This is a genomic window from Mycobacterium sp. TH-M11, assembly GCF_057473725.1.
The window spans coordinates 1-26,018 of sequence record NZ_JBYCLD010000153.1 but is presented as its reverse complement, the minus strand read 5'-3'; the positions used below and the strand labels follow the sequence as shown (position 1 = coordinate 26,018).

The 26,018-nt window shown below is 67.5% G+C and carries 27 protein-coding genes; 17 read left to right on the top strand and 10 right to left on the bottom strand.

Annotation, left to right across the window (positions count from 1 at the left end; translation table 11 throughout):
- On the top strand, window positions 1-627 hold a 627-nt coding region (locus tag AC2VOG_RS06725; RefSeq protein ID WP_486939134.1), incomplete at its 5' end, for a Rossmann-fold NAD(P)-binding domain-containing protein.
- Between the two features lie 20 nt (window positions 628-647).
- Window positions 648-1,715: a lysophospholipid acyltransferase family protein gene (locus AC2VOG_RS06720; protein ID WP_486939133.1), complete on the top strand. Its 1,068-nt coding sequence runs from the start codon at window positions 648-650 to the stop codon at window positions 1,713-1,715.
- Here AC2VOG_RS06720 and AC2VOG_RS06715 read toward each other — a convergent pair whose 3' ends face one another.
- The 6 genes from AC2VOG_RS06715 to AC2VOG_RS06690 form a co-directional block, all read right to left on the bottom strand.
- The gene (locus AC2VOG_RS06715) at window positions 1,716-2,588 is read right to left on the bottom strand and encodes a cyclopropane mycolic acid synthase family methyltransferase (protein ID WP_486939132.1); all 873 of its coding nucleotides are present in this window, start codon (window positions 2,586-2,588) and stop codon (window positions 1,716-1,718) included.
- Window positions 2,589-2,622: 34 nt separating this feature from the next.
- A complete protein-coding gene (locus tag AC2VOG_RS06710; RefSeq protein WP_486939131.1) occupies window positions 2,623-3,135 on the bottom strand; it encodes an FAS1-like dehydratase domain-containing protein in 513 nt (170 codons plus the stop codon).
- A 42-nt stretch (window positions 3,136-3,177) separates the two neighbouring features.
- The gene (locus AC2VOG_RS06705) at window positions 3,178-4,035 is read right to left on the bottom strand and encodes an HAD family hydrolase (RefSeq protein ID WP_486939139.1); all 858 of its coding nucleotides are present in this window, start codon (window positions 4,033-4,035) and stop codon (window positions 3,178-3,180) included.
- Window positions 4,036-4,241: 206 nt separating this feature from the next.
- Window positions 4,242-5,156 carry a hypothetical protein gene (locus AC2VOG_RS06700; RefSeq protein ID WP_486939130.1) on the bottom strand — a complete coding sequence of 305 codons (915 nt, stop codon included), beginning with the start codon at window positions 5,154-5,156 and terminating at the stop codon, window positions 4,242-4,244.
- Window positions 5,157-5,168: 12 nt separating this feature from the next.
- Window positions 5,169-7,286 carry a DUF5632 domain-containing protein gene (locus AC2VOG_RS06695; protein WP_486939129.1) on the bottom strand — a complete coding sequence of 706 codons (2,118 nt, stop codon included), beginning with the start codon at window positions 7,284-7,286 and terminating at the stop codon, window positions 5,169-5,171.
- A gap of 104 nt (window positions 7,287-7,390) precedes the next feature.
- The gene (locus AC2VOG_RS06690) at window positions 7,391-7,837 is read right to left on the bottom strand and encodes a hypothetical protein (protein WP_486939128.1); all 447 of its coding nucleotides are present in this window, start codon (window positions 7,835-7,837) and stop codon (window positions 7,391-7,393) included.
- A gap of 254 nt (window positions 7,838-8,091) precedes the next feature.
- Between AC2VOG_RS06690 and AC2VOG_RS06685 the strand changes: the two genes are divergently transcribed.
- The 9 genes from AC2VOG_RS06685 (at window position 8,092) to AC2VOG_RS06645 (ending at window position 16,929) form a co-directional block, all read left to right on the top strand.
- Window positions 8,092-8,346 carry a glutaredoxin family protein gene (locus tag AC2VOG_RS06685; protein ID WP_486939127.1) on the top strand — a complete coding sequence of 85 codons (255 nt, stop codon included), beginning with the start codon at window positions 8,092-8,094 and terminating at the stop codon, window positions 8,344-8,346.
- Window positions 8,347-8,505: 159 nt separating this feature from the next.
- A complete protein-coding gene (locus AC2VOG_RS06680; RefSeq protein WP_486939126.1) occupies window positions 8,506-9,849 on the top strand; it encodes a glutamyl-tRNA reductase in 1,344 nt (447 codons plus the stop codon).
- A 13-nt stretch (window positions 9,850-9,862) separates the two neighbouring features.
- Window positions 9,863-10,789 (top strand): hydroxymethylbilane synthase, encoded by a 927-nt coding sequence (gene hemC, locus AC2VOG_RS06675; protein ID WP_486939138.1) that lies wholly within the window; start codon window positions 9,863-9,865, stop codon window positions 10,787-10,789.
- Between the two features lie 34 nt (window positions 10,790-10,823).
- Window positions 10,824-12,488 (top strand): bifunctional uroporphyrinogen-III C-methyltransferase/uroporphyrinogen-III synthase, encoded by a 1,665-nt coding sequence (locus AC2VOG_RS06670; RefSeq protein WP_486939125.1) that lies wholly within the window; start codon window positions 10,824-10,826, stop codon window positions 12,486-12,488.
- Between the two features lie 79 nt (window positions 12,489-12,567).
- On the top strand, window positions 12,568-13,551 hold the full coding sequence (hemB, locus tag AC2VOG_RS06665) for a porphobilinogen synthase (RefSeq protein WP_486939124.1): 984 nt from the start codon (window positions 12,568-12,570) through the stop codon (window positions 13,549-13,551).
- The gene (locus AC2VOG_RS06660; protein ID WP_486939123.1) at window positions 13,548-13,973 is read left to right on the top strand and encodes a hypothetical protein; all 426 of its coding nucleotides are present in this window, start codon (window positions 13,548-13,550) and stop codon (window positions 13,971-13,973) included. The genes hemB and AC2VOG_RS06660 overlap by 4 nt, the downstream gene beginning before the upstream one ends.
- A gap of 57 nt (window positions 13,974-14,030) precedes the next feature.
- A complete protein-coding gene (locus AC2VOG_RS06655; RefSeq protein ID WP_486939122.1) occupies window positions 14,031-14,564 on the top strand; it encodes a DUF3093 domain-containing protein in 534 nt (177 codons plus the stop codon).
- Window positions 14,564-14,815, top strand: coding sequence for a hypothetical protein (locus AC2VOG_RS06650; protein WP_486939121.1), 252 nt, complete (start codon window positions 14,564-14,566; stop codon window positions 14,813-14,815). Before AC2VOG_RS06655 ends, AC2VOG_RS06650 begins: the two co-directional genes overlap by 1 nt.
- Window positions 14,812-16,929, top strand: a complete 2,118-nt coding sequence (locus AC2VOG_RS06645) for a heavy metal translocating P-type ATPase (protein ID WP_486939120.1) — start codon at window positions 14,812-14,814, stop codon at window positions 16,927-16,929. Before AC2VOG_RS06650 ends, AC2VOG_RS06645 begins: the two co-directional genes overlap by 4 nt.
- A gap of 5 nt (window positions 16,930-16,934) precedes the next feature.
- Here the strand turns inward: AC2VOG_RS06645 and AC2VOG_RS06640 are convergent, their stop codons facing one another.
- Complete coding sequence (locus tag AC2VOG_RS06640; RefSeq protein ID WP_486939137.1) at window positions 16,935-17,822, bottom strand: alpha/beta hydrolase; 888 nt, start codon at window positions 17,820-17,822, stop codon at window positions 16,935-16,937.
- Window positions 17,823-17,946: 124 nt separating this feature from the next.
- Between AC2VOG_RS06640 and AC2VOG_RS06635 the strand changes: the two genes are divergently transcribed.
- The 5 genes from AC2VOG_RS06635 (at window position 17,947) to AC2VOG_RS06615 (ending at window position 23,434) form a co-directional block, all read left to right on the top strand.
- Window positions 17,947-18,819 (top strand): oxygenase MpaB family protein, encoded by an 873-nt coding sequence (locus tag AC2VOG_RS06635; protein WP_486939119.1) that lies wholly within the window; start codon window positions 17,947-17,949, stop codon window positions 18,817-18,819.
- Window positions 18,806-19,408: a TetR/AcrR family transcriptional regulator gene (locus AC2VOG_RS06630; protein ID WP_486939118.1), complete on the top strand. Its 603-nt coding sequence runs from the start codon at window positions 18,806-18,808 to the stop codon at window positions 19,406-19,408. The genes AC2VOG_RS06635 and AC2VOG_RS06630 overlap by 14 nt, the downstream gene beginning before the upstream one ends.
- A 38-nt stretch (window positions 19,409-19,446) precedes the next feature.
- Window positions 19,447-21,270, top strand: coding sequence for an amino acid permease (locus AC2VOG_RS06625; protein WP_486939117.1), 1,824 nt, complete (start codon window positions 19,447-19,449; stop codon window positions 21,268-21,270).
- 79 nt (window positions 21,271-21,349) lie between these two features.
- Window positions 21,350-21,985 carry a TetR/AcrR family transcriptional regulator gene (locus AC2VOG_RS06620; RefSeq protein WP_486939116.1) on the top strand — a complete coding sequence of 212 codons (636 nt, stop codon included), beginning with the start codon at window positions 21,350-21,352 and terminating at the stop codon, window positions 21,983-21,985.
- Window positions 21,986-22,087: 102 nt separating this feature from the next.
- Entirely contained in the window at window positions 22,088-23,434 is a 1,347-nt protein-coding gene (locus AC2VOG_RS06615) for an amino acid permease (RefSeq protein WP_486939115.1), read from the top strand.
- Here the strand turns inward: AC2VOG_RS06615 and AC2VOG_RS06610 are convergent.
- The 3 genes from AC2VOG_RS06610 to AC2VOG_RS06600 all read right to left on the bottom strand — a co-directional run bounded on the left by AC2VOG_RS06610 (window position 23,431) and on the right by AC2VOG_RS06600 (window position 25,266).
- Window positions 23,431-23,826 (bottom strand): nitroreductase family deazaflavin-dependent oxidoreductase, encoded by a 396-nt coding sequence (locus tag AC2VOG_RS06610; RefSeq protein WP_486939136.1) that lies wholly within the window; start codon window positions 23,824-23,826, stop codon window positions 23,431-23,433. The genes AC2VOG_RS06615 and AC2VOG_RS06610 overlap by 4 nt on opposite strands.
- Window positions 23,827-23,932: 106 nt before the next feature.
- Complete coding sequence (locus AC2VOG_RS06605) at window positions 23,933-24,784, bottom strand: cytochrome c biogenesis CcdA family protein (RefSeq protein WP_486939114.1); 852 nt, start codon at window positions 24,782-24,784, stop codon at window positions 23,933-23,935.
- Window positions 24,781-25,266, bottom strand: coding sequence for a protein disulfide oxidoreductase (locus tag AC2VOG_RS06600; protein WP_486939135.1), 486 nt, complete (start codon window positions 25,264-25,266; stop codon window positions 24,781-24,783). Before AC2VOG_RS06600 ends, AC2VOG_RS06605 begins: the two co-directional genes overlap by 4 nt.
- A 408-nt stretch (window positions 25,267-25,674) precedes the next feature.
- Here AC2VOG_RS06600 and AC2VOG_RS06595 point away from each other — a divergent pair.
- On the top strand, window positions 25,675-26,018 hold a 344-nt coding region (locus AC2VOG_RS06595; RefSeq protein ID WP_486939113.1), incomplete at its 3' end, for a DoxX family protein.

Below are 26,018 nucleotides of genomic sequence, written 5' to 3'. Positions count from 1 at the left end.
CGCCCGTTCCGGGAAGGTTTTCCAAGGGACAGTCTCGACATCGAGGGCTATACGCGCGGACTCGGCCGGCGTCGGCCTGACATCGCGGTGACCATTCTGCGGTTGGCGAACATGATCGGCCCGGCGATGGAAACCAGCCTGTCGCGCTACCTGGCCGGGCCGTTGGTCCCGACGGTGCTCGGCCGCGATGCGCGCTTGCAGCTGTTACATGAGCAAGATGCGCTGGGCGCGTTGGAGCGCGCGGTGATGGTCGGCCGACCCGGCACGTTCAACATCGGTGCGAGCGGGATCATCATGCTGTCCCAAGCGATCCGGCGGGCGGGCCGAGTTGCGGTGCCGGTACCGGGATTTGGGCTCGCGGCGCTGGATTCGTTGCGCCGCGCCAACGGCTACCTGGACATCAACCGCGAACAACTCGACTATCTCAGCTATGGCCGAGTGATGGACACCACGCGGATGAAACAGGAACTCGGATACCACCCGAAGTGGTCCACCGCGGAGGCTTTTGACGATTACGTTCGCGGCCGGGCTTTGGCTCCCATTATCGATCCGGAGTGGGTACGCTCCATTGAAGGTCGGGCCGTGGCAGCACTGCAGCGCTTTGGTCCTCGAGCCAACATCAATTGACGCGAGGGGAAGTTAACCCTATGGCGGATGATTCTAAAGCCAAAGTCATTCCGCTGCACGGAAATTCAAATCGCGCAGCGGCGCAACGACGTGCTGTGCAACGCGCCCAGACCGCGCGCCGGCATCCTTCTCTGCTCACCGAGCCCGATTCCCGGGCGTCTGCCGACGAGATCGCAGCTGTCGTACGCGACATCGACCTGCACCGGCTTGAAGCGGCTAACCGGTCGGCCGCCGAGCAGCCTGTCACTGAGATCGCGCAGAAAGTAAGCGCCGTCGCTGATTTCCTGCGGCAGCGGCTGTCCGGCGATTACCGCGTCGACGAGTTCGGCTTCGATCCGCACTTCAACGACGCGATCGTCCGGCCGTTGCTGAGGTTCTTCTTCAAGTCGTGGTTCCGCGTCGACGTCAGCGGCATCGAGCATCTGCCCGACACCGGTGCCGGCCTGGTGGTGGCCAACCACGCCGGCGTCCTGCCGTTCGACGGGCTGATGGCCTCGGTCGCCGTGCACGACGAACATCCCGCGCACCGGGATCTGCGCCTACTCGCCGCCGACATGGTGTTCGACCTGCCGGTGGTGAGTGCCGCGGCGCGAAAGGCCGGACACACCATGGCCTGCACCGCCGACGCGCACCGATTGCTGGCGGCCGGCGAGCTGACCGCGGTGTTCCCCGAGGGCTACAAGGGTCTGGGTAAGCGCTTCAAGGATCGTTACAAGCTGCAGCGATTTGGTCGCGGTGGATTCGTGGCAGCCGCGCTGCGTGCCAAGGCGCCGATCATTCCGTGCTCGATCGTCGGTTCGGAGGAGATCTATCCGATGCTGGCCGACGTGCGGCTGCTGGCGCGGCTGTTCGGGGTGCCCTACTTCCCGATCACGCCGCTGTTCCCGCTGGCCGGCCCGGCCGGGCTGGTGCCGTTGCCGTCGAAGTGGCACATCGCATTCGGTGAGCCGATCGACACCGCGCATTATGAGGGCGCGGACGCCGACGACCCGATGGTCACCTTCGACTTGACCGACCAGGTGCGCGAAACCATCCAGCAGACGCTGTATCAGCTGCTGGCGGGCCGCCGCAACATGTTCTTCGGCTGATTACTCGGCCGGCTTGACCAGGGTGAACTGGGCCACGTCGCACGCGCCCTCGCGGAACAATTCGGCGCAGCCCGTCAGGTATTTCATGTACCGCTCGTAGACCTCGTCGGACTGGATCCTGATGGCCTCGTCCTTGCGAGCCTCCAGCGCCTCGGCCCACAAGTCCAGCGTGCGCGCATAGTGCTGGCGCAGCGGCTGCACGCGGGTGACCTCGAATCCGCCCCTGGTGGCATGGTCTTCGACGATCGCGACGGTCGGCAGGCGGCCGCCAGGAAAGATCTCCCGCATCATGAACAGGGCGAACCGTGCTCTGCTCATGCTCATCTTGATGCCGCGATCTGCCAATTCTTGGTCGCTCGGCACGACGATGGTGTGCAGCAGCATCGTTCCGTCGGCCGGCAGCGCGTCCCAGGCCATCTTGAAAAAGTCGTCGTAGCGCTCGAAGCCGAAATGCTCGAACGCGCCGATCGAGACGATCCGGTCAACCGGCTCGTGGAACTGCTCCCAGCCGTTGAGCAGCACCCGCCGGGAGCGCGCAGTGTCCAATGCGTCGAACGACTTCTGCACGTGCTCGGCCTGGTTCTTGGACAGCGTCAAGCCGATGACGTTGACGTCGTACTTTTCGATCGCGCGGCGCAGCGTGGCGCCCCAGCCACAACCCACGTCGAGCAGCGTCATGCCCGGCTCCAGGCCGAGTTTGCCCAGCGACAAGTCGACCTTGGCCAGCTGAGCTTGTTCGAGCGTCATGTCGTCGCGTTCGAAGTAGGCGCAACTGTAGGTCTGGCTCGGGTCGAGGAAGAGCTGGTAAAACTCGTCGGACAGATCGTAATGGGACTGAACGTCGTCAAAATTCGGCGTGAGATCGGTGCTCATGGTTGGGATTCCCCCTTGAAATTTCGGACTGACATTAGGCCCCGGAGCGGATCGACGCAATCGCCGCGATTGTCGCCTCGGCGTTGGCGTCAGGGTTGGACGACTCGCCCAGCATGGTGACGATACTGGTGATGATGGGTTCGCCGCCGGCGTCTGTGACTTCGCTGCGGATCTCGGCGATCACCGTGCCGTGTGACTCGATCACCGAGTCCAGGTAGGTGTCGAAATACAGCCGGTCACCGGTCTTGATCGGGCGGTGGTAGAGGAATTTCTGGTCGCGGTGCAGCACCCGGGCCATGTTGATCGGGATGTTGAACTTGGTGAAGACATCCATCTGGACGCGACGTCCCGCGACGGCTAGGAAGGTCAGCGGCGCCACGGTGGCGTCGTAGCCGGATTCGGCGGCCGCCGCCTCTGTGTGGTGGGCCGGATGATCGTTGCTGATGGATTCGGCAAACTCACGAATCTTCTCGCGGCCGACGTCGAAGTAATCGGGATACCGGTAGTGCGTGCCGATCAGGCCTTCGGTGCCGGCGGGCAATGCCATGCGCTGCTCTCCACTCTTACAGGTGTTCGACGGCGCAGCTTATCAGCGAGATTGCCGCCGAGATGCCACCGCAGCCAAGGCGCCGCCCGCCGCGCCCAGCGCCAACGCCGACGGTACCCCGATGCGGGCCGCCTTGCGGGCGGTCCGGAAGTCGCGGATCTCCCAGCCGCGTTTGCGGGCGTAATCGCGCAAAGCCGCATCGGGATTGATGGCCACGGCGGTGCCGACCAGAGACAACAGCGGAACGTCGTTGTAGCTGTCGGAGTAAGCGGTGCAGCGCCTCAGATTCAGGCCCTCGCGGATGGCCAATGACCGGACGGCGTGCGCCTTTCCGGGGCCGTGCAGGATGTCGCCGACGAGACGGCCGGTGAAGACGCCGTTTTCTGATTCGGCGACAGTGCCCAGCGCGCCGGTGAGACCGAGGCGGCGGGCGATGGTGATCGCGAGCTCGTACGGTGTCGCGGTGACGAGCCAGACCTGTTGGCCGGCGTCGAGGTGCATCTGCGCGAGATCGCGAGTGCCCTCCCAGATCTTGTCGGCGATGATTTCGTCGTAGACCTCTTCGCCGAGCTGCATGAGTTCGGTGGTCGGCCGGCCCTCGATGAACGCCAGTGCTTTACGCCGGCCGGCGGCGACGTCGTTGCTGTTCTCCTTGCCCAGGAGCTGAAACTTGGCCTGTGCGTAGACGAATCCGAGCACGTCACGGTAGGTGAAGTACTTGCGGGCGGCCAGTCCGCGGCCGAAGTGAACCATCGACGAGCCTTGCACCAAAGTGTTGTCGACATCGAAGAATGCCGCCGCCGTGAGGTCGACGGGCGGCTGCTCAGCGCCCGGCTCCTCGCCGATCTGGACATCCTTCAACGCCCGCTCGGCGCTGGCGTTGGCGGCCGCCGTTTCCAACGGCTGCTCAGCGGGGTCGGGTTCTGCTTCTGCGCCGGGCTCCGCAGTGCCCGGGCCGCCGGGAGCGGTCACGGTTTCACACTATCCGGCCCGGCGGCGCCCGGTTGGCTGGAGTTCGTGGCAGAGCCCGCCGGTGCGCCTCGTGACGGGCCGGTGCCGCCAGAGGACTTCGGCGGCGGGCGCAATTCACCCTTGGCGTGTCGGGGTTATGGCTGCTTGCGGGCGTTTTCGTCAGCGTCGTCGCGGGTGTCCGCCGAGACGAGCAGGCGTCGACTGGCCACCGGCTTACCGGCGACACGTTTCACCACGTCTGGCGCAGCCTGTGGAGTGCTGATCCGACCTTGGACAGGAGCACCGTTCTTCACGGTCGGCGGAACCACGCGCTTGGTCTCGGCCTTACTGTCGTTTCCGCTTGCGGCACCATGCGCGGCACCGGGGGGCATCATCGGCATTCCGCCGCCCATCGTTGCGCGCGTCGCTGCGCCGGAGTCGGGGACGCTGGGCGGTGCGACGGGCATCTGCGCCGAGGCGGGCACCGTTGCTGCCGACGGGGTCGGCGGCGGCCCGAGGGTTGCCGCCGGGGTGGTGTCACCGGCGAGTGCTGCTCCCGCCCCGGCTTCGCCGGCGCCTAGTCCAGCGCCGCCCGCACCGAGTGCATCACCGAGAGTGTCGGCCGGCAGCGCTGCGCCCAGGCCGGTGCCTTGGCCCGCCTCGCCGAGCGTGCTGGTCAGCTGCGAGCTCACTTGCGAGGCCTGCTGCATGGCCTGATTGAGTGGTTGGGTCAGTCCGCTGAAGAGGCCGCTGAAGGTCTGCATGACCTGTTGCGGCAGCTGTTGGGCGGTACCCATGAGCGACTCGAGCTGTCTGCTCGAAGCTTCCTCGGTTGCCGGGAATTTCGTCAGTGCGTCGCCGGTCTGCTGGTCGCGCTGGGCGTGTTGTGCGGCGGCGGCGGCGGCATCGGCCGGGTCGCCGGAGTTGCCGGCCAGGCCCAACGTGGCCAGCAGCTGGCTCATCAGCGAGCTGCCCGAGGCGATTTGATCGGGCGTCAGGGGCGGTGGCGGTGGCATGCCGTAGGCGTGCGCGAGCTGGCCGAGAACGATCTGCAACTGCTCCGGGTCCATCGAATCCTCTTCCTAAGGAACACGATTCAGCGCCTGGAACCAGGCGAAATGGTAGTTGGCGCCGATCGCATCCGTGCTGGCCAATGCGTCGATTGCCGCCAGTAATTGCCAATTCGACACCGCGGCTGCGTCCACGTCGGCCGGGTAGGAGCCGATGACATCCTCCCGAAGTTTGGTCAGATGTTGGTTGAGGAGCTGCATTTCGACGTCTATCAGGCCCGTGTTGGCGAACGCGGCGCGGGCAATAGTGTGTGCCATCTGAGGCAGCCCGTCGCGGTATTTGGTGGCCTGACTCAGCTCCCAACCGAGGTCGGCGACGGCAGGAACGTGCCGGGGCCGCAACGACGTTGCGGTGGGCTCAGCTTTGTCGTCGGGTTCCGGGAGGTAGTGCAGCGGGGTGTAGCTGGCCGACGCCTCGACCGGACCCAGCACAGCCTCGAGGTCGCCGCGTCGCTCGGCAGGCTCAAGCAGCGTGACGACGGATGGGATCAGGATGCCCGGCGGAATCCAGCCGCCGGCAAGGTCGGTGATCAGCACCGTCGTTCCATCGGCACGATCCCCGGCGACCCAGCGCAGGCGCGGCTCCTGGCGGGCGACGAAATCGACAAGTCGCTGAAGCCGGGCCTTCTCGTGGGCTTGCGCAGACGCAGCGCCGGCGGCGCCTCCGCCTGCGGCCGAAGCGACGGCCTGCTCGCCGACGCCGGCCGGTGCCGGGTGCCCGGTCGGCGAGCCAGCCGGTTGGCGGATGACCGCGGGCTGCGAGGGTCCACTCGCTGCGGCGGAGGAACCGACCGGTGCCGAGGTGGGGGAGTAGGTCGACGGGCCGGACGGCGTCGTGACAGGGCTGGACGGTGCCGTGGGCGTCGATGTGACAAGCGTTGGCGCTCTGATGTCCGATCCGTAGCTCGGCAGCGGACCTGCAGGCGCCGCGGCGGCGAATTGCGCTGGGGCGGATTGCGCTGGGGCGGATTGTGCTGGGGTGGGCCCAGCCAAATATGTGGCACCCGGGTCTAGTGCGGGGCTGGCGGTGTTACTCAGCGCCGGGGCCGGCGGTGGCGGGGGCGCATCGACCGCAGGCGCGTGCGCCGCCGCCAGCATGGTCGATGCGGGGAGATCCGACATCGCCTGAGCCGGTATTTGTGGCTGGACTGGGCTGGTCAGCGGCGCGCCGTTGTTGAATGCGCCCGACAGGGGCGCGCCTTGGCCCGCGGCCGGATTCAGCCCCGGCGCCAGGGCGTTCGTCGACGGCACAGAGCCCATAGCGGAGGGATTAAAAGCGTTGGCGGGCAGGCAATTTGGCAGGCCACTCAGCGGTGGGGGCGAGCTTGCGGAGGGGACGGCAGGCGATGGTCCGCTGGATGGAAGCGGCGCGCGAGGTACGGCCGAGGCGGCTGGGCCTGGCGGTGCTTGCGGTACCGGGGCGCCGTACTGCTGGGGCTGGGCGGCGGGCTGGGGGGCAGCGTCGCCGAACGGGGCCTGCGGTCCGGGCGCAGAGTACGGCTGGGTCGGGCCGCCCGCGGCCGGCGCGGGTGAGGGTGACGGCCCTTGCCCGGCTGGGCTCCCGAACGCTTCGTCCCCGACGCCAGGCGCCGAACTTTCGAGTGAGTCGCATGGGCCGAGAAGGCCTTTCACCTGCTGGGTGACCGTTTCCTTGTTGGGTGAGCCGAGCAATCGAGTGGTGTCGATACCGTTCTGTTGGCAAAATTGGCGTGCGCTCAGGGGGACGCCACGTTGGTCGAGGATGTTCTGCATCGCCTCGAAGACGTTCTGGGTGTTCGGCGCTGCGGCCGCGTTCGCGTCCTGCTGAGAACGCAGCACGACGTCAACGATTCTGCCGAGCTTGACCAGTGGCATGTCTTTGGACGCCTGAATCTGGTCGATTTCGGCTTTTCCCTCGGAAGCGATCGTCTCAAGTCGTGAATTCAGCTCGCTGGCGCAGCGGTGGGCGCAGCAGTGCGAGTCACCGATCACTTCATTTACTTTCGCAACGCGTCCGGCCTGGTCGGCACCCCAGGCGAAAGTGTCACGCAGGTTTTCGGCGGTGATCCCTTTCTGAAGCTCGGGGCTGAGCGATCCGCTGAGCTCATTGCGTAGTTGTTCGGAGAAGCTCTGCCACGCAGTGACATTCATGTGCCGCTTCGTTGCGGCAGCGCGTACAACTCCTAAATCTATCTCCGGTGTCCACCAATGGCCTACCATGAGCCGAAACCACGGATCGCCGCTATTTGCTGGCATTATTTGCAGAGCTCCAGAGCGCGCGCGAACGTGGAATTGCCTTCTTTGATCAAGGCGGCCTGAGCGGCGTCGTTATTCTGAACGCCGGCCAGGTAGTTCTGCCCCATATCGAGCGCTACTTCCGACAGGTGCTCAATAGTCGATTTGAGGTCTGGTGGTGTGGCTGGGGCTAGGTGATCGCGGAGGTACCAACCGCCCGCAATGATCGAGAGCCGCGAATCTGCCGCTTGCGCTTCCGCCATGGCGGGGTCGCCACTTTGTTGGGCAGGCGCACCGGTGCCCGAATGCAGTACTGCGCCCTTGTTCACTACCTCCAGCGCACGACACGCTCGCGTCTTCGCATCGGCAATCTGCTTTTCGGAGTACGTCGGCGCCACGGCGTGCGCCGGGGCAGGTGGCGGTGCGGGCCGAAACCAGCCGATGACCGCCAGAACCGTGGCGATCACCGCAACCCCCAGCGCGATGTAGGTCAGGCCGCGCGGCTGTCCTCTGGGCGGCGCGGGCTGCCACGCCGACGGCAACCCAGTCGGCGCAGACGGAATCGGGCTGGCGCCGTGCCCGTGCATAGGTCCGCGTCGCGGATTTTCCGACACGGTGGGAGCTTATCGCCGATCAATAATCCCGGTATTCAGCTTTTGACCGCCGAGTGGTCGCCGATCAGCGTGGGCGGATTCGTCTTTCAGCCTGACACACTGGGACCATGTCCCGCCGTCACGTCCAGCTCCTCACCCGTGCCGGCTGCACGATCTGCGACGGGATCCACGCCCAACTCGGGCAACTCGCCGCGGAACTCGGCTTCGACCTCGAAACCACCGACGTCGACGCCAAGGCCCGAGAAGGCGACCCGGCCCTGCGTGCCGAATTCGGCGATCGACTGCCCGTCGTCCTGCTCGACGGGCGCGAACACAGCTACTGGGAGCTCGACGAGTCCCGGCTGCGGCAGGACCTGGCCTGACCTGAGTGCCCGGCTTCTCCTCGGTCGGCTGCGCCGCCCGCATCGTCGCCGTGCGCGGGTGACTTGGGCGTAAATTTGGTGGCCTATCTGGTAACCGTCTACGGTGGGTAGTAGTCAATTCACCGGTGTTAGCAAGGGAGCAGGCCAGGTGATTCTGCCGTGAGCGTTCTGCTCTTCGGTGTGTCGCACCGCAGCGCGCCGGTCTCGGTCCTGGAGCGGCTCAGCACCGACGAGTCCGAGCAAGTCAAGCTCGTCGACCGGATCATGCAGTCGCCGCTGGTGACCGAGGCCATGGTGCTGTCCACCTGCAACCGCGTCGAGGTCTACGCCGTCGTCGACGCCTTCCACGGCGGCCTGTCGGCCATCGGCCAGGTGCTCGCCGACCAGTCCGGCATGACCGTGCCCGAGCTCACCAAATATGCCTACGTCCGCTACAGCGAAGCCGCGGTCGAGCATTTCTTCGCGGTGGCCAGCGGTCTGGATTCCGCCGTTATCGGCGAGCAGCAGGTGCTCGGCCAGGTCCGCCGTGCCTACTCCGCCGCCGAGACCAACCGCACGGTCGGTCGCGTCTTGCACGAGCTGGCCCAGCGCGCCCTAGCGGTCGGCAAGCGGGTGCACACCGAAACCGGCATCGACTCTGCCGGTGCGTCCGTCGTCTCGGTCGCCCTCGGCATGGCCGCACACAAGCTCGGCGGACTGCACGACAAGACCGCCGTGGTCGTCGGCGCCGGAGCGATGGGCAGCCTGTCGGTGGCCCACCTGACCCGGGCCGACGTCGGCCACATCTACGTCGTCAACCGGTCGCTGCCCCGCGCGCAGCGACTGGCCCGCAAGCTTCGCGAGTCCGGCACCGCCGCTGAGGCATTGGACCTCGACAAGCTGCCCGCCGCAATGGCCGACGCCGACGTTGTGGTCAGCTGCACCGGGGCGGTCCGTCCGGTGGTGTCGCTGGCCGACGTGCACAACGCGCTGGCCGCCAGCCGCCGCGAAGACACCCCGCTGGTGATCTGCGACCTCGGCATGCCCCGCGACGTCGACCCCGCGGTGGGTGGCCTGCCGGGCGTCTGGGTGGTCGACATGGACCGCATCCAGCGTGAACCGTCCGCCAAGGCTGCCGCGGCCGACGCCGACGCCGCTCGTCACCTGGTCGCCGCCGAAGTTGCCACCTTCCTGGCCGGCCAGCGGATGGCCGAAGTCACCCCGACGGTGACCGCGCTGCGCCAGCGGGCCGCCGACGTCGTCGAGGCCGAACTGCTACGCCTCGACAACCGACTGCCCGGCCTGGAAGCCGGTCAGCGCGACGAGGTCGCCCGCACGGTGCGCCGCGTCGTGGACAAGCTGCTGCACGCGCCGACGGTGCGGATCAAACAGCTGGCCAGCGCGCCCGGCGGCGACAGCTACGCCGAGGCCCTCAGGGAACTGTTCGAACTCGATCAGACCGCCGTCGATGCCGTCGCCAACGCGGGCGAATTGTCCGTTTTGCCAAAAGATTCAGCTGAGTAGCCGCTTGCCCGAGGTGATCCGGATAGGTACCCGTGGCAGCTTGCTGGCCACCACCCAGGCCGGCGGCATCCGAGATGCCCTGCTGGCCAAGGGCCAGCACGCCGAATTGGTGATTGTCAGCACTGCAGGGGACCAGTCACAAGAGCCGATCGCCGACATCGGTGTCGGCGTTTTCACCGCTGCGCTACGGGAAGCGATCGCCGCCGGCGAAGTCGACATGGCCGTGCATTCCTACAAAGACCTGCCGACCGCGCAGGACGACAGGTTCGTGATCGCGGCGATTCCGCGGCGGGAAGATCCGCGTGATGCGCTGGTGGCCCGCGACGGGTTGGTGCTGGGAGAGCTGCCGAACGGCGCAATCGTGGGCACGTCGTCGCCCCGGCGGGCCGCGCAGCTTAGAGCACTGGGTCTCGGTTTGGAAATTCGCCCCCTACGAGGCAACCTAGACACCAGGTTGAACAGGGTAAGCAGTGGCGATCTGGACGCGATCGTGGTTGCCCGGGCGGGTCTGACCCGGCTGGGTCGTCTCGACGATGTCACCGAGACGCTGGAGCCGGTGCAGATGTTGCCGGCGCCGGGTCAAGGAGCGCTCGCCGTCGAGTGTCGAGCTGGGGATTCCTGGCTCGCGACACTGCTCGCGGAGCTGGACGACGCCGACACCCGTGCGGCCGTCACCGCCGAGCGGGCCCTGCTCGCCGAACTGGAGGCGGGTTGTTCCGCGCCGGTGGGGGCGATCGCGGAAGTGGTCGAGTCCATCGACGAGGACGGCCACATCTTCGAGGAGTTGTCGCTGCGCAGCTGTGTGGCGGCACTGGACGGATCCGACGTGATCCGCGCGTCCGGTATCGGAAGTCCGGATCGGGCACGAGAGCTGGGGCTCTCGGTGGCCGCCGAGCTGTTCGACCTGGGGGCACGGGAAGTCATGTCGAGCGCGCGGTAACGCACGCGCGCCAACAAGGTAGGTAGGAGCGACGATGACGACGCGAGGGCGCAAGCCGCGGCCCGGCCGCATCATGTTCGTGGGCTCGGGTCCAGGCGACCCAGCCCTACTGACGACGCGGGCCGCCACGGTGCTGGCCAATGCCCCCCTGGTGTTCATTGACCCCGACGTGCCCGAGCCGGTGCTGGCGTTGATCGGCAACGACTTGCCGCCGGTCTCTGGGCCCGCTCCGGCTGCGACGCCGGTTGGGGAGGCCGGCGACGGCACCGCAGGCGCCGACGCGGGCGATCAACCCGCCGCGGTGATGTCGGTGGGGCCCGACATCCGGCCTGCGCTGGGCGATCCGGCCGAGGTGGCCAAGACGCTGGTGGCCGAGGCCCGCACCGGAGCCGACGTCGTACGGCTGGTCTCCGGTGATCCGCTCTCGGTGGACGCGGTGATCACCGAGGTGAACACCGTGGCTCGCAGCAACCTGCTCTTCGAGATCGTGCCGGGCTTGGCCGCCAGCGCCGCAGTTCCGACCTACGCCGGGCTGCCGCTGGGCTCGTCGCACACCGTCGCTGACGTTCGTGACCCCGACGTCGACTGGGGTGCGCTGGCCGCCGGGCCGGGTCCGCTGATCCTGCAGGCCACCTCCTCGCACGTGGCCGATGCGGCTCGGACGCTGATCGAGTACGGCTTGTCCGACACCACGCCCTGCGTGGTCACCTCGTCGGGCACCACCTGCGCGCAGCGCTCGGTGGAGTCGACGCTGGGCGGGCTGACCGATTCGACGCTGCTGCTCGCCGCCGACGACGCGGCGCCCGCGCCGGTAATCGTCACCATCGGCAAGACGGTCGCCAACCGGGCCAAGCTGAACTGGTGGGAAAGCCGCGCGCTGTACGGCTGGACCGTGCTGGTTCCGCGTACCAAGGATCAGGCCGGCGAGATGAGCGAGCGGCTGACCGCGCACGGCGCGCTCCCGATCGAGGTGCCGACCATCGCCGTCGAGCCGCCGCGCAGCCCCGCGCAAATGGAGCGCGCGGTCAAAGGCCTGGTCGACGGGCGTTACCAGTGGGTGGTGTTCACCTCTACCAACGCGGTGCGTGCGGTGTGGGAGAAGTTCTGCGAGTTCGGCCTGGACGCCCGCGCTTTCTCCGGCGTCAAGATCGCCTGCGTCGGCGAGTCGACCGCCGACCGGGTCCGCGCGTTGGGGATCAGCCCCGAGCTGGTGCCCTCCGGCGAGCAGTCGTCGCTGGGTCTGCTGGACGAATTCCCGGACTACGACAGCATCTTCGACCCGGTGAACCGGGTGCTGCTGCCGCGCGCCGACATCGCCACCGAGACGCTGGCCGAGGGTCTGCGCGAGCGCGGCTGGGAGATCGAGGATGTCACCGCCTACCGGACCGTGCGGGCTGCCCCGCCGCCGGCGGCCACCCGCGAGATGATCAAGACCGGTGGCTTCGACGCGGTGTGCTTCACGTCCAGTTCGACGGTGCGCAACCTGGTCGGCATCGCCGGCAAGCCGCACGCTCGGACGATCGTCGCCTGCATCGGCCCGAAAACCGCTGAGACCGCAGCCGAATTCGGTTTGCGCGTCGACGTGCAACCCGAAACTGCCGCGGTCGGTCCGCTGATCGAGGCGCTGGCCGAGCATGCCGCTCGGCTGCGCGCCGAGGGTGCGCTGCCGCCACCGCGTAAGAAGAGCCGCAGGCGATGACTCGTCGTGCGTTGACTCTGCGTCAGGGGCGACAAAGTCCGAGTGGCCCCCGCCCTGGACGCAGAGTCAACGCACGCGCATGAGTATGTACCCGCGGCTGCGTCCGCGCCGGCTCCGGTCGACCCCGGCGCTGCGCCGGTTGGTCGCGCAAACCTCGCTGGAACCAAGACATTTGGTCTTGCCGATGTTCGTTGCCGACGGCATAACGGCCGCTCGCCCCATCGCTTCTATGCCGGGCGTGTACCAACACACCCGCGACTCGTTGCGAAAAGCCGCGCACGACGCGGTAGCCGCCGGAGTGGGCGGGCTGATGCTGTTCGGAGTGCCGCGCACCGAGGACAAAGACGCCGCCGGGTCGGCGGGAACGGATCCCGACGGCATCCTCAACCTCGCGCTGCGCGACCTGAGCAGAGATCTCGGTGACTCGACCGTGCTGATGGCCGACACCTGCCTGGACGAATTCACCGATCACGGCCACTGCGGCGTGCTCGACGAGCGCGGCCGCGTCGACAACGACGCCACCCTGGTGCGGTATGTGGAACTGGCTGTCGCGCAGGCAGATTCGGGTGCACATGTGGTCGGTCCGAGTGGCATGATGGACGGCCAGGTGGCGGCCATTCGCGACGGCCTGGACGCTGCCGGCCACACCGACGTGATCATCCTGGCCTATGCGGCCAAGTTCGCGTCGGCGTTCTACGGCCCGTTCCGGGAAGCGGTGGGCTCCAGCCTGATGGGCGACCGGCGCACCTACCAGCAGGAGCCGGGCAATGCCCGCGAGGCGTTGCGTGAAGTGCGGCTCGACCTCGACGAGGGTGCCGACATCGTGATGGTGAAGCCGGCGATGAGCTACCTCGACCTCGTCAAGGCCGCCGCGGAGATTTCACCGGTCCCCGTCGCCGCCTATCAGGTGTCGGGGGAGTACGCGATGATCGCCGCGGCCGCCGCCAACGGCTGGATCGACGAGCGTGGTGCCGCGCTCGAGTCGTTGACCAGCATCCGGCGCGCCGGCGCCGACATCGTGCTCACCTACTGGGCCGCGCACGTGGCCGACTGGTTGTCGTGACCGGTTCCGCGCGGCCCGGGCCGCCCCCGAGCCGGCCGGTCGACGTCGACACCGGTTTCTGGCTATGGATGGTGGCGCTGCCGCTGATGGTGATCGGCTACGCGGCCGATGTCGTCGGCTCGTCGAACGGGCAACGCCCCACTCCGCTGCTGCTGGCCTCTGCGCTGTTCACCGCGGTGCTGTGCGCGATCGTCGTGACCTTCCTGATCCTGATGCGGGCCGGATACCGCTGGGCGCGAACGACGTTGACGGGCGGGGCGATTGCGACCGTGGTCTACGTCGGCACCCGGCTGTGCACGGCGACCTGGCCGCCGTTGTATGCCTTCGTGTGTGGCGCGGCCGGCATCACCGGCTCGGTGCTGATTGCGGGCGGCATTTTCCTGCTGCACCGCAGCGACGCGCACAACTTTTTCACCCGGTGAGCGCCGATGCTGACCCAGGTATTTCGACCGTTGGCGCGGCAAGGGATGATAGAGGTCGTGACTGCCGGCACGGACACCGAGGCGGCGCCGATCTTTCGCGAGGTCGGTGCCACCTGGTACTGGTTGCTCGCCGGTCCGATCGCCGCCGGGATCATGCTGTGGATCGAGAAGTCCAACGGCAACGGCTGGCAGCTCTCGGTGCCGTTGTTCTTCCTGGTGGTGCTGACGAGTTTCATTGCGCTGCAAGTCAAGGCGGCCCGCATTCACACGTCGGTGGTGTTGACCCCGCAGACGCTGCGCCAGGGCACCGAGACGATCAAGGTGTCCGAGATCGTCGAGGTCTACCCCGAACCCGATACCCCGACGGCAGCGCGAAAAGACGTGGAACGCTGGCAGTCGGCCCGCGCGCTCGGGGAGCTGGTCGGGGTGCCCAAGGGCCGGACCGGCATCGGGCTGCGGCTCACCGGCGGGCGTACCGCCCAGGCCTGGGCGCGCCGCCACCGGCAGCTGCGGAATCTGCTCACCCCGCTGGTCGAGGAGCGGGTCGGGCTCCACGAGCCGCCCGCCGACGATGAGGATTCCCGCTGGTGATGGCACGTTTGCGCGCCGTCGTCGAACTGCTGCTGGCCTGCGCGGCGGCGGTGGGCTGCGCCCTCAGCTGGTCGGCGGTCCGCGCCACCGTTGCCGTGGCGCCCGTCCTCCGGGACCAGTCGGTGACCACCTCGGTGGTCTATGACCCCTCGATGCTGCTCGTGACTCTGCTGCTGGCGGCGCTCGCCGGGATGCTGGCGGTAGTCGGCATCGCCCGGCTGCGGCGGACCGCCCGCACGACGGTGGCATGATCACCACCGATCTCGATCTGCGCGGCATGAGCTGCGGTGCCTGCGCAGTCCGCATCGAAAGCGCATTGAACGGTCTCGACGGCGTGCAGGCCGCAGTGAACTTCGCTCTCGAACGTGCCCATGTGCAGCACGAGGACGCGGTGTCGGCCGGCGATCTGATCCGTGCGGTCGAGTCGACGGGCTATCAAGCCTCGGTGGTCGTCGATCCGTTCGGGCCGTCCGACGATGCCGCGCACGACGAGCTGCGCCCGCGGCTGATCGGGTCGACGCTGCTGGCGATTCCGGTGGTCGCGGTGTCGATGGTGAGCGGCTGGCAGTTCGCCGGTTGGCAATGGCTGGCGCTGGCACTGACCACGCCGGTGGTGGCGTGGGGCGGCTATCCGTTCCACCGCGCGGCACTATTGGGCATCCGGCATCGCTCGTCGACGATGGACACCCTGGTGTCGTTGGGCACGCTGGCCGCCTATTGCTGGTCGACGGCCGTGGTGCTGCTGCACGACGCGGCCCCGGTCTACTTCGAAGTCGCCGCCGCTGTGACGGTGTTCCAGCTGGCGGGCCGCTCCGCCGAGGCGCGCGCCAAACGGGCGTCCGGGGCCGCGCTGCGCTCGCTGTTGAGCCTGGGCGCCAAGGACGCCGTAGTGCTGCGTGACGGAGCCGAGATGCGCGTGCCGGTCCCGCAGTTGCAGGTCGGCGATGTGGTCGTGGTGCGGCCGGGGGAGCGGGTGGCCGCTGACGGAGTGATCGTCGACGGTGCAACGGCGTTGGACACTTCGGCGATGACGGGTGAGCCGGTACCCGTCGACGTGGCTGTCGGTGACACCGTCGCCGGTGGTTCGCTCAATACTTACGGCCGGCTGCTGGTGCGCGCCACCAAGGTCGGCGCCGACACCCAACTGGCCCGGATGGCCAAGCTGGTCAGCGAGGCGCAGAACGGCAAGGCCCCGGTCCAGCGGATGGCCGATCGGGTCGCGGGGATCTTCGTCCCCGTGGTGCTGGTGATCGCGGCGGCGACCATGGCCGGTTGGCTGCTGGTCGGACAGCCCTCGGCGTCGGCGTTCACCACCGCCGTCGCGGTGCTGATCGTCGCCTGCCCGTGCGCGCTCGGGTTGGCCACCCCGACCGCGATCCTGGTCGGCACCGGCCGCGGTGCCCAACTCGGCATCCTGATCAAGGATCCGAAGCTGTTGGAGGCCGTCAAGGGCGTCGACACCGTCGTGTTCGACAAGACCGGCACCCTGACCACCGGCGCGATGACCGTCCACGACGTCGATGCCCGGGCGGGCGAAGACGCCGACCTGGTGCTGGCGCGCGCAGCCGTCATCGAGTCGGCGTCCGAGCACCCGGTTGCGGCGGCGATCGTGGCGGCAGCTCGTGACCGCGGTCTCGACATCGGCAGCGGTCCCGATCACTTCGTCAACACCCCGGGAACCGGGGTTCTCGGCGTCGTCGACGGGGTCGAGGTGGCGGTATCGCGGGCCGGGTCGCTGGCCGGCGTCGACCTGCTGGCGCCCGTCCGTCAAACGGCCGTGCAGGTGGCGTGGGGTGGGCAGGTGCGCGGTGTGATCACGCTGTCCGATCAGATCAAGCCTGACAGCGCCGCGGCGATCGCCGAACTGATCGGCATGGGCATCACGCCGATGCTGCTGACCGGTGACAGCCCGACGGTGGCCCGGCGCGTCGCCGCCCAAGTCGGCATAGCGGCCGACAACGTGATCGCCGGCGTGCTGCCCACCGACAAGGCCAAAGCCGTCAAGGATTTGCAGGCCGAGGGCCGAATCGTGGCCATGGTCGGCGACGGTGTCAACGACGCGGTGGCCCTTGCCGTTGCCGACATCGGTATGGCGATGGGCAGCGGGGCGGACGCGGCGATCGACGCGGGCGATTTCACCCTGATGCGCACGGAGGTACACACCGTGGTGACCGCGCTGCGGCTGTCGGCACGCACGCTGCGGACCATCCGGATGAACCTGTTCTGGGCGTTCGGCTACAACGCGGCGGCTATCCCGCTGGCGGTTATGGGGTTGCTCAACCCGATGATCTCCGGAGCCGCGATGGCCTGTTCTTCGCTGTTAGTGGTGACAAACAGTCTGCGGCTCAGAGGTTTTCAGGGCTGACCGGGTCAGGACGCCAGCCAGGCCAGTTCGCCCGGCAGCTGCTGACGCCAGTAAGCCTCGTCGTGCCCGCCGGGGCTGAAGCCGCCCGCGGGCGGTGTCCGCAGTTGGCCGATGAATTGGTGCGTGGCCGGCGCGAAGCGGTCGTCGTTGCCGCAGTCGATCCGCAGCGGAATCGTCGACAGCGCCGGCGATCCGAAGACGGTGTTGCGCGTCCAGTCGTCGTAGCTGTCGAACGCGCCCAACGTGCTGGCGGTGTAGGACTGATACAGCGCTGGGCTGACGGCGCAGATCCCGGCCGTGCGCGCCGGACCCAGCCGGGAGCCCAGCAGCATCGCGCCGTAGCCGCCCATCGACCAGCCGATGAAGCCCACGCGGGTGATGTCCATGTTCATCGTCGCCAGCATCGGGATCAGCTCGTTGAGCACCATCGAGCCCGCATCCTCGCCGCCGGCCCGCCGATGCCAGTAGGTGTCCCCGCCGTCGACGGCGACCACCGCGAACGGTGGCCGGCCCGCTGCGACCAGATCGGCGAGCACCTGCTCGACACCGAAGTTCATCACCTGCTTGGCGCTGCCGCGTACACCGTGCAGTGCGATCACGGGGCGCAGCGGCGCGATCTGACCGGGCGGCCTGGCGATGATGTAGTTGGTCACGATGCCGCCGCGGGCCGCCGAGATGAACGATCCGGACATCTTGGTCGGTAGCGGAGTGGGAGCGGCGACGGGCGGCGCGGGCGGGCCGGCCGGCGCCGCGGGCTCGAAGGGGCTGGGGTCGGCGGGGACTTGCGTCGGGTCGACCAGGGCGCCGAACGTCCAGATCCCCGCCGCGCCCGCGAAAGCACCGGCGCCGAGGCGCAACGCAGCACGGCGTGACAGTTCAGGCACCAGCCACATATTGCCGTCCTGAGCAGCGGCGCCCACCGAGGCACGCCGTTTCCGACGGCAACATGGCGGTCACATTTTGCCAACGTGACAATTGCATTTGGTACAAAGTGCTAAATATGTAACACTGTTCCGCATGACCGAGCTGCGTGAGCCTTCTGCCGGGCAGACCGCCGATGCGCTACCGCTGGGGCCGCAGTCGCTGGTGTGGCGCTACTTCGGCGACAACCGGATGTTCCTGATCGGCCCGCGGCCCGCGGTGCTGCAGAACATGCTGGCCGAACTCGGGCAGGGCGTGCTGGATCACTCGGTGTTCTTCAGCGACACCTCGGCGCGGATCAAGCGCTCGCTGCCGCCGATCTTCAAAACCGTCTACGGATCCGACGACGACAACACCGGTCGGCAAGTCCGCGACTTCCACCACCAGATCAAGGGGTTCATGCCCGCCGGGCAAGGAAAAGCTGAGCGTTATCACGCGCTGGACCCCGACACCTATTTCTGGGCGCACGCCACCTTCGTCGAGCAGGTGCTGTATTTCGCCGATACCTTCGTCAAACGCCTGACCGACGCGGAGAGGGAGCAGATTTATCTCGAATCCAAGACCTGGTACCGCCGTTACGGGGTCAGCGAGCGGGCGATGCCCGCCGACTACCAGGGGTTCGAGAAGTATTGGGACCACATGATGAACGACGTCATGGTCGCGCATCCGACCGCGAAATACGGTGTGGGATATGTGACCAAAGGATTCCCGCGACCCAAGGGCGTGTCACCGCTGGCGTGGCGGCTGGTGTCACCGGTGTTCAACCCCCTCGCGGCGTTCCTGACCACCGGCGGTATGCCGCCGCGGGCCCGCGCTCTGCTCGAACTGCCCTGGAGTGAGCGTCAGGAGCGCCGCTATCAGCGGTTCGCCGCGATGTGGCGGTCGCGGCCGGTGAACTGGCTATGGGACCGGCTGCCGATGCGTCTGCGCTACAACGGTTTTGCTAGAGCGGGCCATGCCCGCGGGTAGCCCCGTTGACGCGGCCACCACCGCGATTCTCGACGCCGCCGTCGTCGAGTTCGGTCGGCATGGCTTCCGCCGGGTCGCTCTCGACGACGTGGCCCGACGGGCCAGGGTCAGCCGTACCACCATCTACCGGCGCTTCGCCAACCGCGATGAGTTGGTCTCCGCCGTCATCGACCGCGAAAACGCGGTCCTGTTCGCCGACATCGCCGAAGAGCTGAAAAGCCGCCGTCCACAATCGAATTACTACGTCGAGGCATTCACCTTGTCAATGCTGCGGTTCCGCCGGCACCGGGTGCTGACCCGGATGCTCGCCGACGAGCCCGGCCTGATGATCGAGTTGGCGCGCCGACACTGGGCTGCCGCCGTCGAGCGGGTGGCGGCAGCGCTTCGGGTCATCTTCCCGGACGGGTTCGCCGAGCAAATCGGGTCGGATGCCGTCGACGAGCTGGCCGACACCATCCTGCGCTATGCGGCGATGCTGTTGGTATTGCCCGCCCGTCAGCAGATCGTCGGCGAAGACGACATCCGCGCTTTCGCCGCCGTGCACTTCCTGCCCAGCCTGCCCGCCGCGCTGCGCGCCGTGCCGGTCTGAATCGAGCACGCCCCCCGGGTGGGTGTTAGCGTGCCTTAATGCCGGAGAAGCACTCGACCCCGCTTCGTCGTGGGCTCTCCCAGCGGCAGCTCAACATGATCGCGCTCGGCGGCGTCATCGGCGCCGGGCTGTTCGTCGGGTCCGGTGTCATCATCGGCGAGGTGGGGCCCGGCGCCGTCATCACCTACGCGGTCTGCGGCGTGCTCGTCGTGCTGGTGATGCGCATGCTCGGCGAGATGGCCACCGCCAACCCGTCGACCGGTTCGTTCGCCGATTACGCCCGGCAGGCCTTCGGCGGCTGGGCGGGATTCTCGGTCGGCTGGTTGTACTGGTACTTCTGGGTCGTGGTGGTCGGGTTCGAGTCCGTCGCCGGCGGTTTGGTGTTGTCGTATTGGATCACTGCGCCGCTGTGGCTGCTGTCGGGAATTCTGCTGGTGGCGATGACGGCGACCAATCTGTCCTCGGTGGGGGCCTTCGGTGAGTTCGAATTCTGGTTCGCCGGAATAAAAGTCGCGGCGATCGTGGCTTTTCTGGCGCTCGGCTCGATGTTCGTCCTGGGCTGCTGGCCGCGACACGGCATCGACTTCAGCAACCTCACGGCGTACGGCGGTTTCTTCCCGCACGGCATCGGGACGGTCTTCGGTGCTGTCGCGGTCGTTGTCTCCTCGATGGTCGGCGCCGAAGTTGCCACTATCGCGGCCGCCGAGACCGCCGACCCCGCACGCGCGGTGGCCCGGGCGACCAGATCTGTGGTCGTGCGGATCGTCATCTTCTACTTGGGTTCGGTGTTCCTGCTCGCGGTCATCGTCCCGTGGAACGCAGAGCGTCCCGGTGTTTCGCCGTACGTTGCGGCGTTGGCGGAGATGGGGATTCCCGGCGCGGGCCATATCATGAACGCGGTGGTGCTGACAGCGGTGCTGTCGTGTCTGAACTCGGGTCTCTACACCGCGTCGCGGATGCTCTACGTCTTGGCGGCCCGTGGCGAAGCCCCGGCGGAATTGGTCAAAGTCGGCCGCCGCGGGGTGCCGTACACCGCGATCCTGGTGTCGTCGATCATGGGTTTCGGCTGCGTGCTGATGGCGTGGGTGGCGCCGGGGGTGGTGTTTACTTTCCTGCTCAAATCATCTGGTGCACTTGTGATTTCGATATACCTTGTGATCGCGTTGTCGCAGATCCTGCTACGCCGCCGCACACCGGCTGAGCGGCTGCGGGTGAAGATGTGGCTATTTCCGGGGCTGTCGGTGCTGACCGTGGTCGCGTTGGTCGGCGTGCTGGTGCTGATGGCGTTCGACGCGGGCGCCCGCATGGAATTGTGGCTGGGGATGTTTTCCTGGCTGGTCGTCCTGGCGTTCTACTTCGTGCCGCGGTGGCGACGTAGGCCGGGCCGCGACGAGCCTGCCGTGCCGCCGATGGGCGCAGCCCACCGGGTGCTGGTGCTGGCCAACAAAAACGTCTCCGCGAGTGAGCTTTTCGATGTGCTGCGCCGCGTCGACGCCCAGCGGTGCGCCGAGTACTTCATTTGCGTTCCGGTCAACCCCGTCGACACCGGCCAGGCCGAGCGCACCGGGCCGGTGTTCGTCCGCGACGCCACCGTCACCGCCGCCCGCGCACGACTCGACGCGATTCTCACCGCGATGCGCGGTGCCGGACTCAACGTCGACGGCGAACTCGGCGACTACCGGCCGCTGCGGGCCCTCGACGCTGCGGTGCGACGCTTCCGGCCCGATCAGCTGGTGATCACCGAAGCCCGCGCGGCGTGGTTGCGGCTCGGCACGGTCGACAAGGCGCGGGCGGCGCATTCGATCCCGGTCGTCCATGTCGCCGCCGGTCAGTCGGCGCCGTTTTCGGCAATGCGGACGTGACCCGCGGCGCTACCGCCGGAATCTACACCTATGAAGCAATTTCCTCCATGATGGAAGCATCGCGTGGTAGCGTGAGGTCGTGCCCAATGCCGCTGTTGATGCGTCGCCGCGCGGCAGAGCACGTCATCTGGGCCCGGAGCGACGCCGGCCGCAGGTGCTCGACGCGGCGCTGGCGATCACCGTCGAACACGGTGTCGGCCAGGTCACCGTGGGTGCGATCGCCGATCGCCTGAACGTCACACGCCCGGTGGTATACGCATGCTTTGCCGACCGGGTCGAGATCATCACCGCACTGCTCGAGCGTGAGACGGAAGCTCTGCGCGGCGCACTGGTGGCAGCGCTGGAAGCCGCTCGCGGCGAAAAGCGGCAATCGGCATTCGTGGCCGGCTACCAGTCGCTGTTGCGCTGCGTGGCCGAACGACCGGACTCCTGGCGGGTGGTGTTCTCCGCCGGCCCCGACCCGGCGGTCGCGGGCCGTTTCGTGCGGGTCCGAACCCAGATGGCCGACTTGACCGCAGCCATGATCGGCCCGGCGCTGACGCGGTGGTGGCACATCGACAACGCCGACGCCAAGCTGCCGGTGCTGATCGAGTTCTTCATCTCGTCGTGTGAGGCCGCGGTCCGTTCGCTGCTGGACACCTCCACCCCCTGGGGTGCAGACGAGCTGGGGGAACTCTACGGGCGCATGATGTACACCGCATTCAGCGGCGCATGAGCGCCTCTGGCCCAGCTTGCGGAGGGTCCCGAGAATCGGCTCAGACTCGATGAGTCCCGCGTCGCCGGGTTCGATGCCTGTGCGATTCCGGTCGTCCCGCCCATGAGCGCCACACCGCAACTGAGCCATGGGTTGTCGCAGCGTCAGCTGACGATGATCGCCATCGGCGGCATCATCGGCGCCGGATTCTTCGTAGGATCGGGCGTCGTCATCGGCAAAGCCGGGCCCGCCGCCTTCCTGACCTATGCGTTGTGCGGCGTGCTGATCATCCTGGTGATGCGCATGCTGGGGGAGATGGCGGCCGCGAATCCCACGACCGGGTCGTTCGCGCAGTACGCGCGAGAAGCGTTGGGCGGCTGGGCCGGATTCTCGGTGGGCTGGCTGTATTGGTATTACTGGGTGATCGTCGTCGGTTTCGAGGCCGTCGCCGGGGCGAAGGTCATCACCTACTGGTTCGCTGCCCCGCTGTGGCTGCTGTCGCTCGGTCTGATGTTGTTGATGACGGCGACGAATCTGTTGTCGGTCTCGTCGTACGGCGAGTTCGAATTCTGGTTCGCCGGAATCAAAGTCGCGGCGATCCTGCTCTTCATGGGGCTCGCCACGATGTATGCCTGCGGATTGTGGCCCCACCGCAGCGCGGACTTCTCCAACCTGTACGCCGACGGCGGTTTCTTCCCCAACGGAGCCCACGGGGTGTTCGGCGCGATCGTCGTGGTGATCTTTTCGATGGTCGGCGCCGAGGTGGCCACTATCGCCGCCGCGGAAACCCCCGATCCCAAGCGTGCCGTCGAGCGCGCGACCAACGCGGTGGCCGCCCGCATCGCGATCTTCTTCGTCGGCTCGGTGTTTCTGCTGACGGTTGTGATGCCTTGGAAATACGCGCAATCGGGCGCCTCGCCATTTGTCGGCGCGCTCAAGCAGATGGGGATTCCCGGCGCCGACCATGTCATGAACGCGGTGGTGCTGACCGCGGTGCTGTCGTGCCTGAACTCCGGCCTCTACAGCGCGTCGCGGGTGCTGTTCGTGCTCGCCGGTCAACGCGAGGCGCCGGCCCGGCTGCTCAAAGTCAGTGCTCGCGGGGTGCCCTATCCGGCGATCGTAGCGTCGTCGGTCGTCGGGTTTTTGTGCGTCATCATGGCTGCAGTTGCGCCCGATACCGTGTTCGCGTTTCTGCTCAACTCGTCGGGCGCCATCGTGCTGCTGGTTTATCTGCTGATTGCGTTGTCGCAGATCGTGTTGCGCCGCCGCACCGCACCGGAGAAGCTGCCGGTCAAGATGTGGTTCTTTCCCGTGCTGTCGATCCTGACCGTCGCCGGGATCGCCGCGGTGCTGGTGCAGATGGCCTTCGACGCGACCGCCCGCACCCAACTCTGGCTGAGTCTGCTGTCCTGGGCCGTCACGGTCGCGCTGTATTTCGTCACCAAACGTGCTGCGGCCCGCGCAAATTAGTCGGTCCTGGTCAACAGCACCGCTTGCTCGAACGGCAGTCGCGCGAACACCCGACGTGCGGCGCCGCCGACATGAGTGGCGGCCTGCTCCTTGCTGACGACCTGCGGGCTTGCGACGCCGAACGTCGTGCCGTGGCGGCGCATCCGACCGCCGCCGGCCGCGTTGAGGTTCTTGAGCCAGTCGCGGTCGGGGCCGTAGGTCAGCAGGATGGCCACCCCGGGCTTGCCGTCGACCTCGGCGCTGAACACCGTCAGGGGGGTGCGGTAGCCCTTGCCGGAGCGCCGGCCGACGTGCTCGAGAATGCCGAACGACGGGGCCCAGCCGGCCCACATCCGCTGAATGGGGTTGGTCACGTGCCGGTTGAACCGGGCGAGCCGCTGCGGTAGTTGCATACCGTCATCCAACACGAGGCGCGTGGCATGGCGCCACAGTTCAGCGGCAGCATCTGCGGCGACAGGACGCGGGGACGGACGGCGGCAGGAAGATCCCGCCGCTCGATCAGTGGCGGGCTCGGTGTCGCGCCAACAGGTGCCAGCCGATCGCGAGTGCGACCATCGCCGCAAGCGTGCCCAGCAACGGCATGACGCCCAGGGCGTCGACCTGGCTGGCCAGCCAGCCTTGCACGACCCCCACACCCCGGATGATGGGGTCGTCGGGGCTGGCATCGGTGAAGTAGAGGCGGATCTCGTAGTAGCCGTAGTAGGTGACATAGAGTCCGGTCACCAGCACGACGATGCCGGCGATCCGGCCCACGTGCGGGAGGATGCGGCGAAGCGCTCCAGCCGCCGAGGCCCCGGCCAGGGCCACCGCCAGCGCGGCTACCCCGACGGTGATGGTCATGCCGCCCGCATAGGCGATGAATGCCAGGATGCCGCTGAGTATCGAGCCTCGGTTGAAGGTCACGCTGATCACCGCAAGAAACGGTCCGATGGTGCACGATAGCGACGCGATCGCATAACCCAGGCCGTAGCCGTACATCGATCGCAGCCGCGCGGTCGGCGCGCCATGAGACAGCCGGGGAAGAAGGACGGTGACGTCCTTGCCGGCCAGCAGCGACACCGCCAGCGTCACCAGCAAGACACCGATGACAACGGTAGCGAACGGCATGTACTTCTGCGCGGAGGCGATCAGCGGCGACACCAGCAAACCGAAGACGCCGAACACGGTGATGAATCCGGCGGACATCGCAACCGTTGCCGTCGCCGCGCGGACCAGGGCGGCCTGGCGCGAGGGCGCCGTGCCGCCGCCGGCGATCACCAAACCCAGGTAGCCCGGCAGGAACGCGAAACCACACGGGTTCAGCGCGGCCACCAGCCCGGCGCCGAGGGCAAACCCGATCGTGTCGATCACGGGCTGGATATGCTCGCGGTTTTCGCAGTGAGATCGGGCTCGGACAGCGACCCCTTGACGACGTCGATGCTGCCGTCCGGGCGGATGAACGCAAACGCGGGTTGCCGGGTGACACCGAATTTCGCCCACACCGTCCCGCCGGTGTCGGCCAGCTCAGGGAACCCTTGCAGCTTGTACTTGTCGACGAACTCCTTCATGGCCGGCACCTGATCCTGGCCGGCGACTCCGACGAAGCTCACACCCGGATGCGCGGCGGCGACCCGGCCGACCATCGGCGCCTCGCCTTGACACGTCGGGCACCACGGTGTCCAAAACCACAGCACCGCAGGTTTACCCGCCAGGCTTTCCCCGTGAAAGTCCGCTCCGTCCAGAGTTTTGGCGGTGAACCGCAGTTGTTGGGGAACGCTTCTGGCTGCGGCGCCCGAGGCGGTGCTATTCGCCGTTGACGGCGCCGGTGGAGAACCGCACCCGGCGAGGAGCATCGCGCCCGCAGCGAGCACGGCGACTAGCAATCGGCGCGTCACGCTGACCTACGTGCCGGAATAGTTGCGCCACTGGATATCTGGGGAGACATGGTCGGGATGCTACCGCGCGGGGGCGCCTGCGGTCGGGACCGGTTGTCAGATCGTGTCCAACGCCGCTGCGCCGGCCGGGGTGCTGACCGGCTCCCCCGGACGGATCCACAACAGCCCGCGGTTGCCGATGCGGGCACTGCGTTACCCGCATCGGCAGCAGCGTCCCACGCCGACGCCGCGCTGCCCATTGCAGCGCCAGAAATTCTCGCCGACAGCGGTATTTACTCCGATACCGTGTCGGAATACACCCGACTGGCGACCGATTGCCGTCACATCGGGCCGCCCCGGATACACCCTGATGATCGCGGAGAAAACATGACACACCCGCTGTCCGCCGGCGAACGTCTCGTCGCCCGTCTCCGCCCGCCGTACCGGCGTATGACCGACGCACTGAACAAGCTGGGCTGGCTGCCGAATGTGGTCTTGCGGCTCACCGTTGGATTCATGTTCTTCAGCGGCGCCGTGGACAAACTCGGTGACCTCGGCAAGTTCACCAGGATGTTTGTCAGCCTGGGCATCCCCGCCGCGCAGCTGCTCGCCCCGGTCACGGCAGTGGTGGAACTCGTCGGTGGCGTGGCGTTGATGCTGGGCCTTGCCACGCGGCTGGTAGCGCTGGTACTCGCCGGGGATATGGTCGGCGCGCTGCTCACCGACATCGG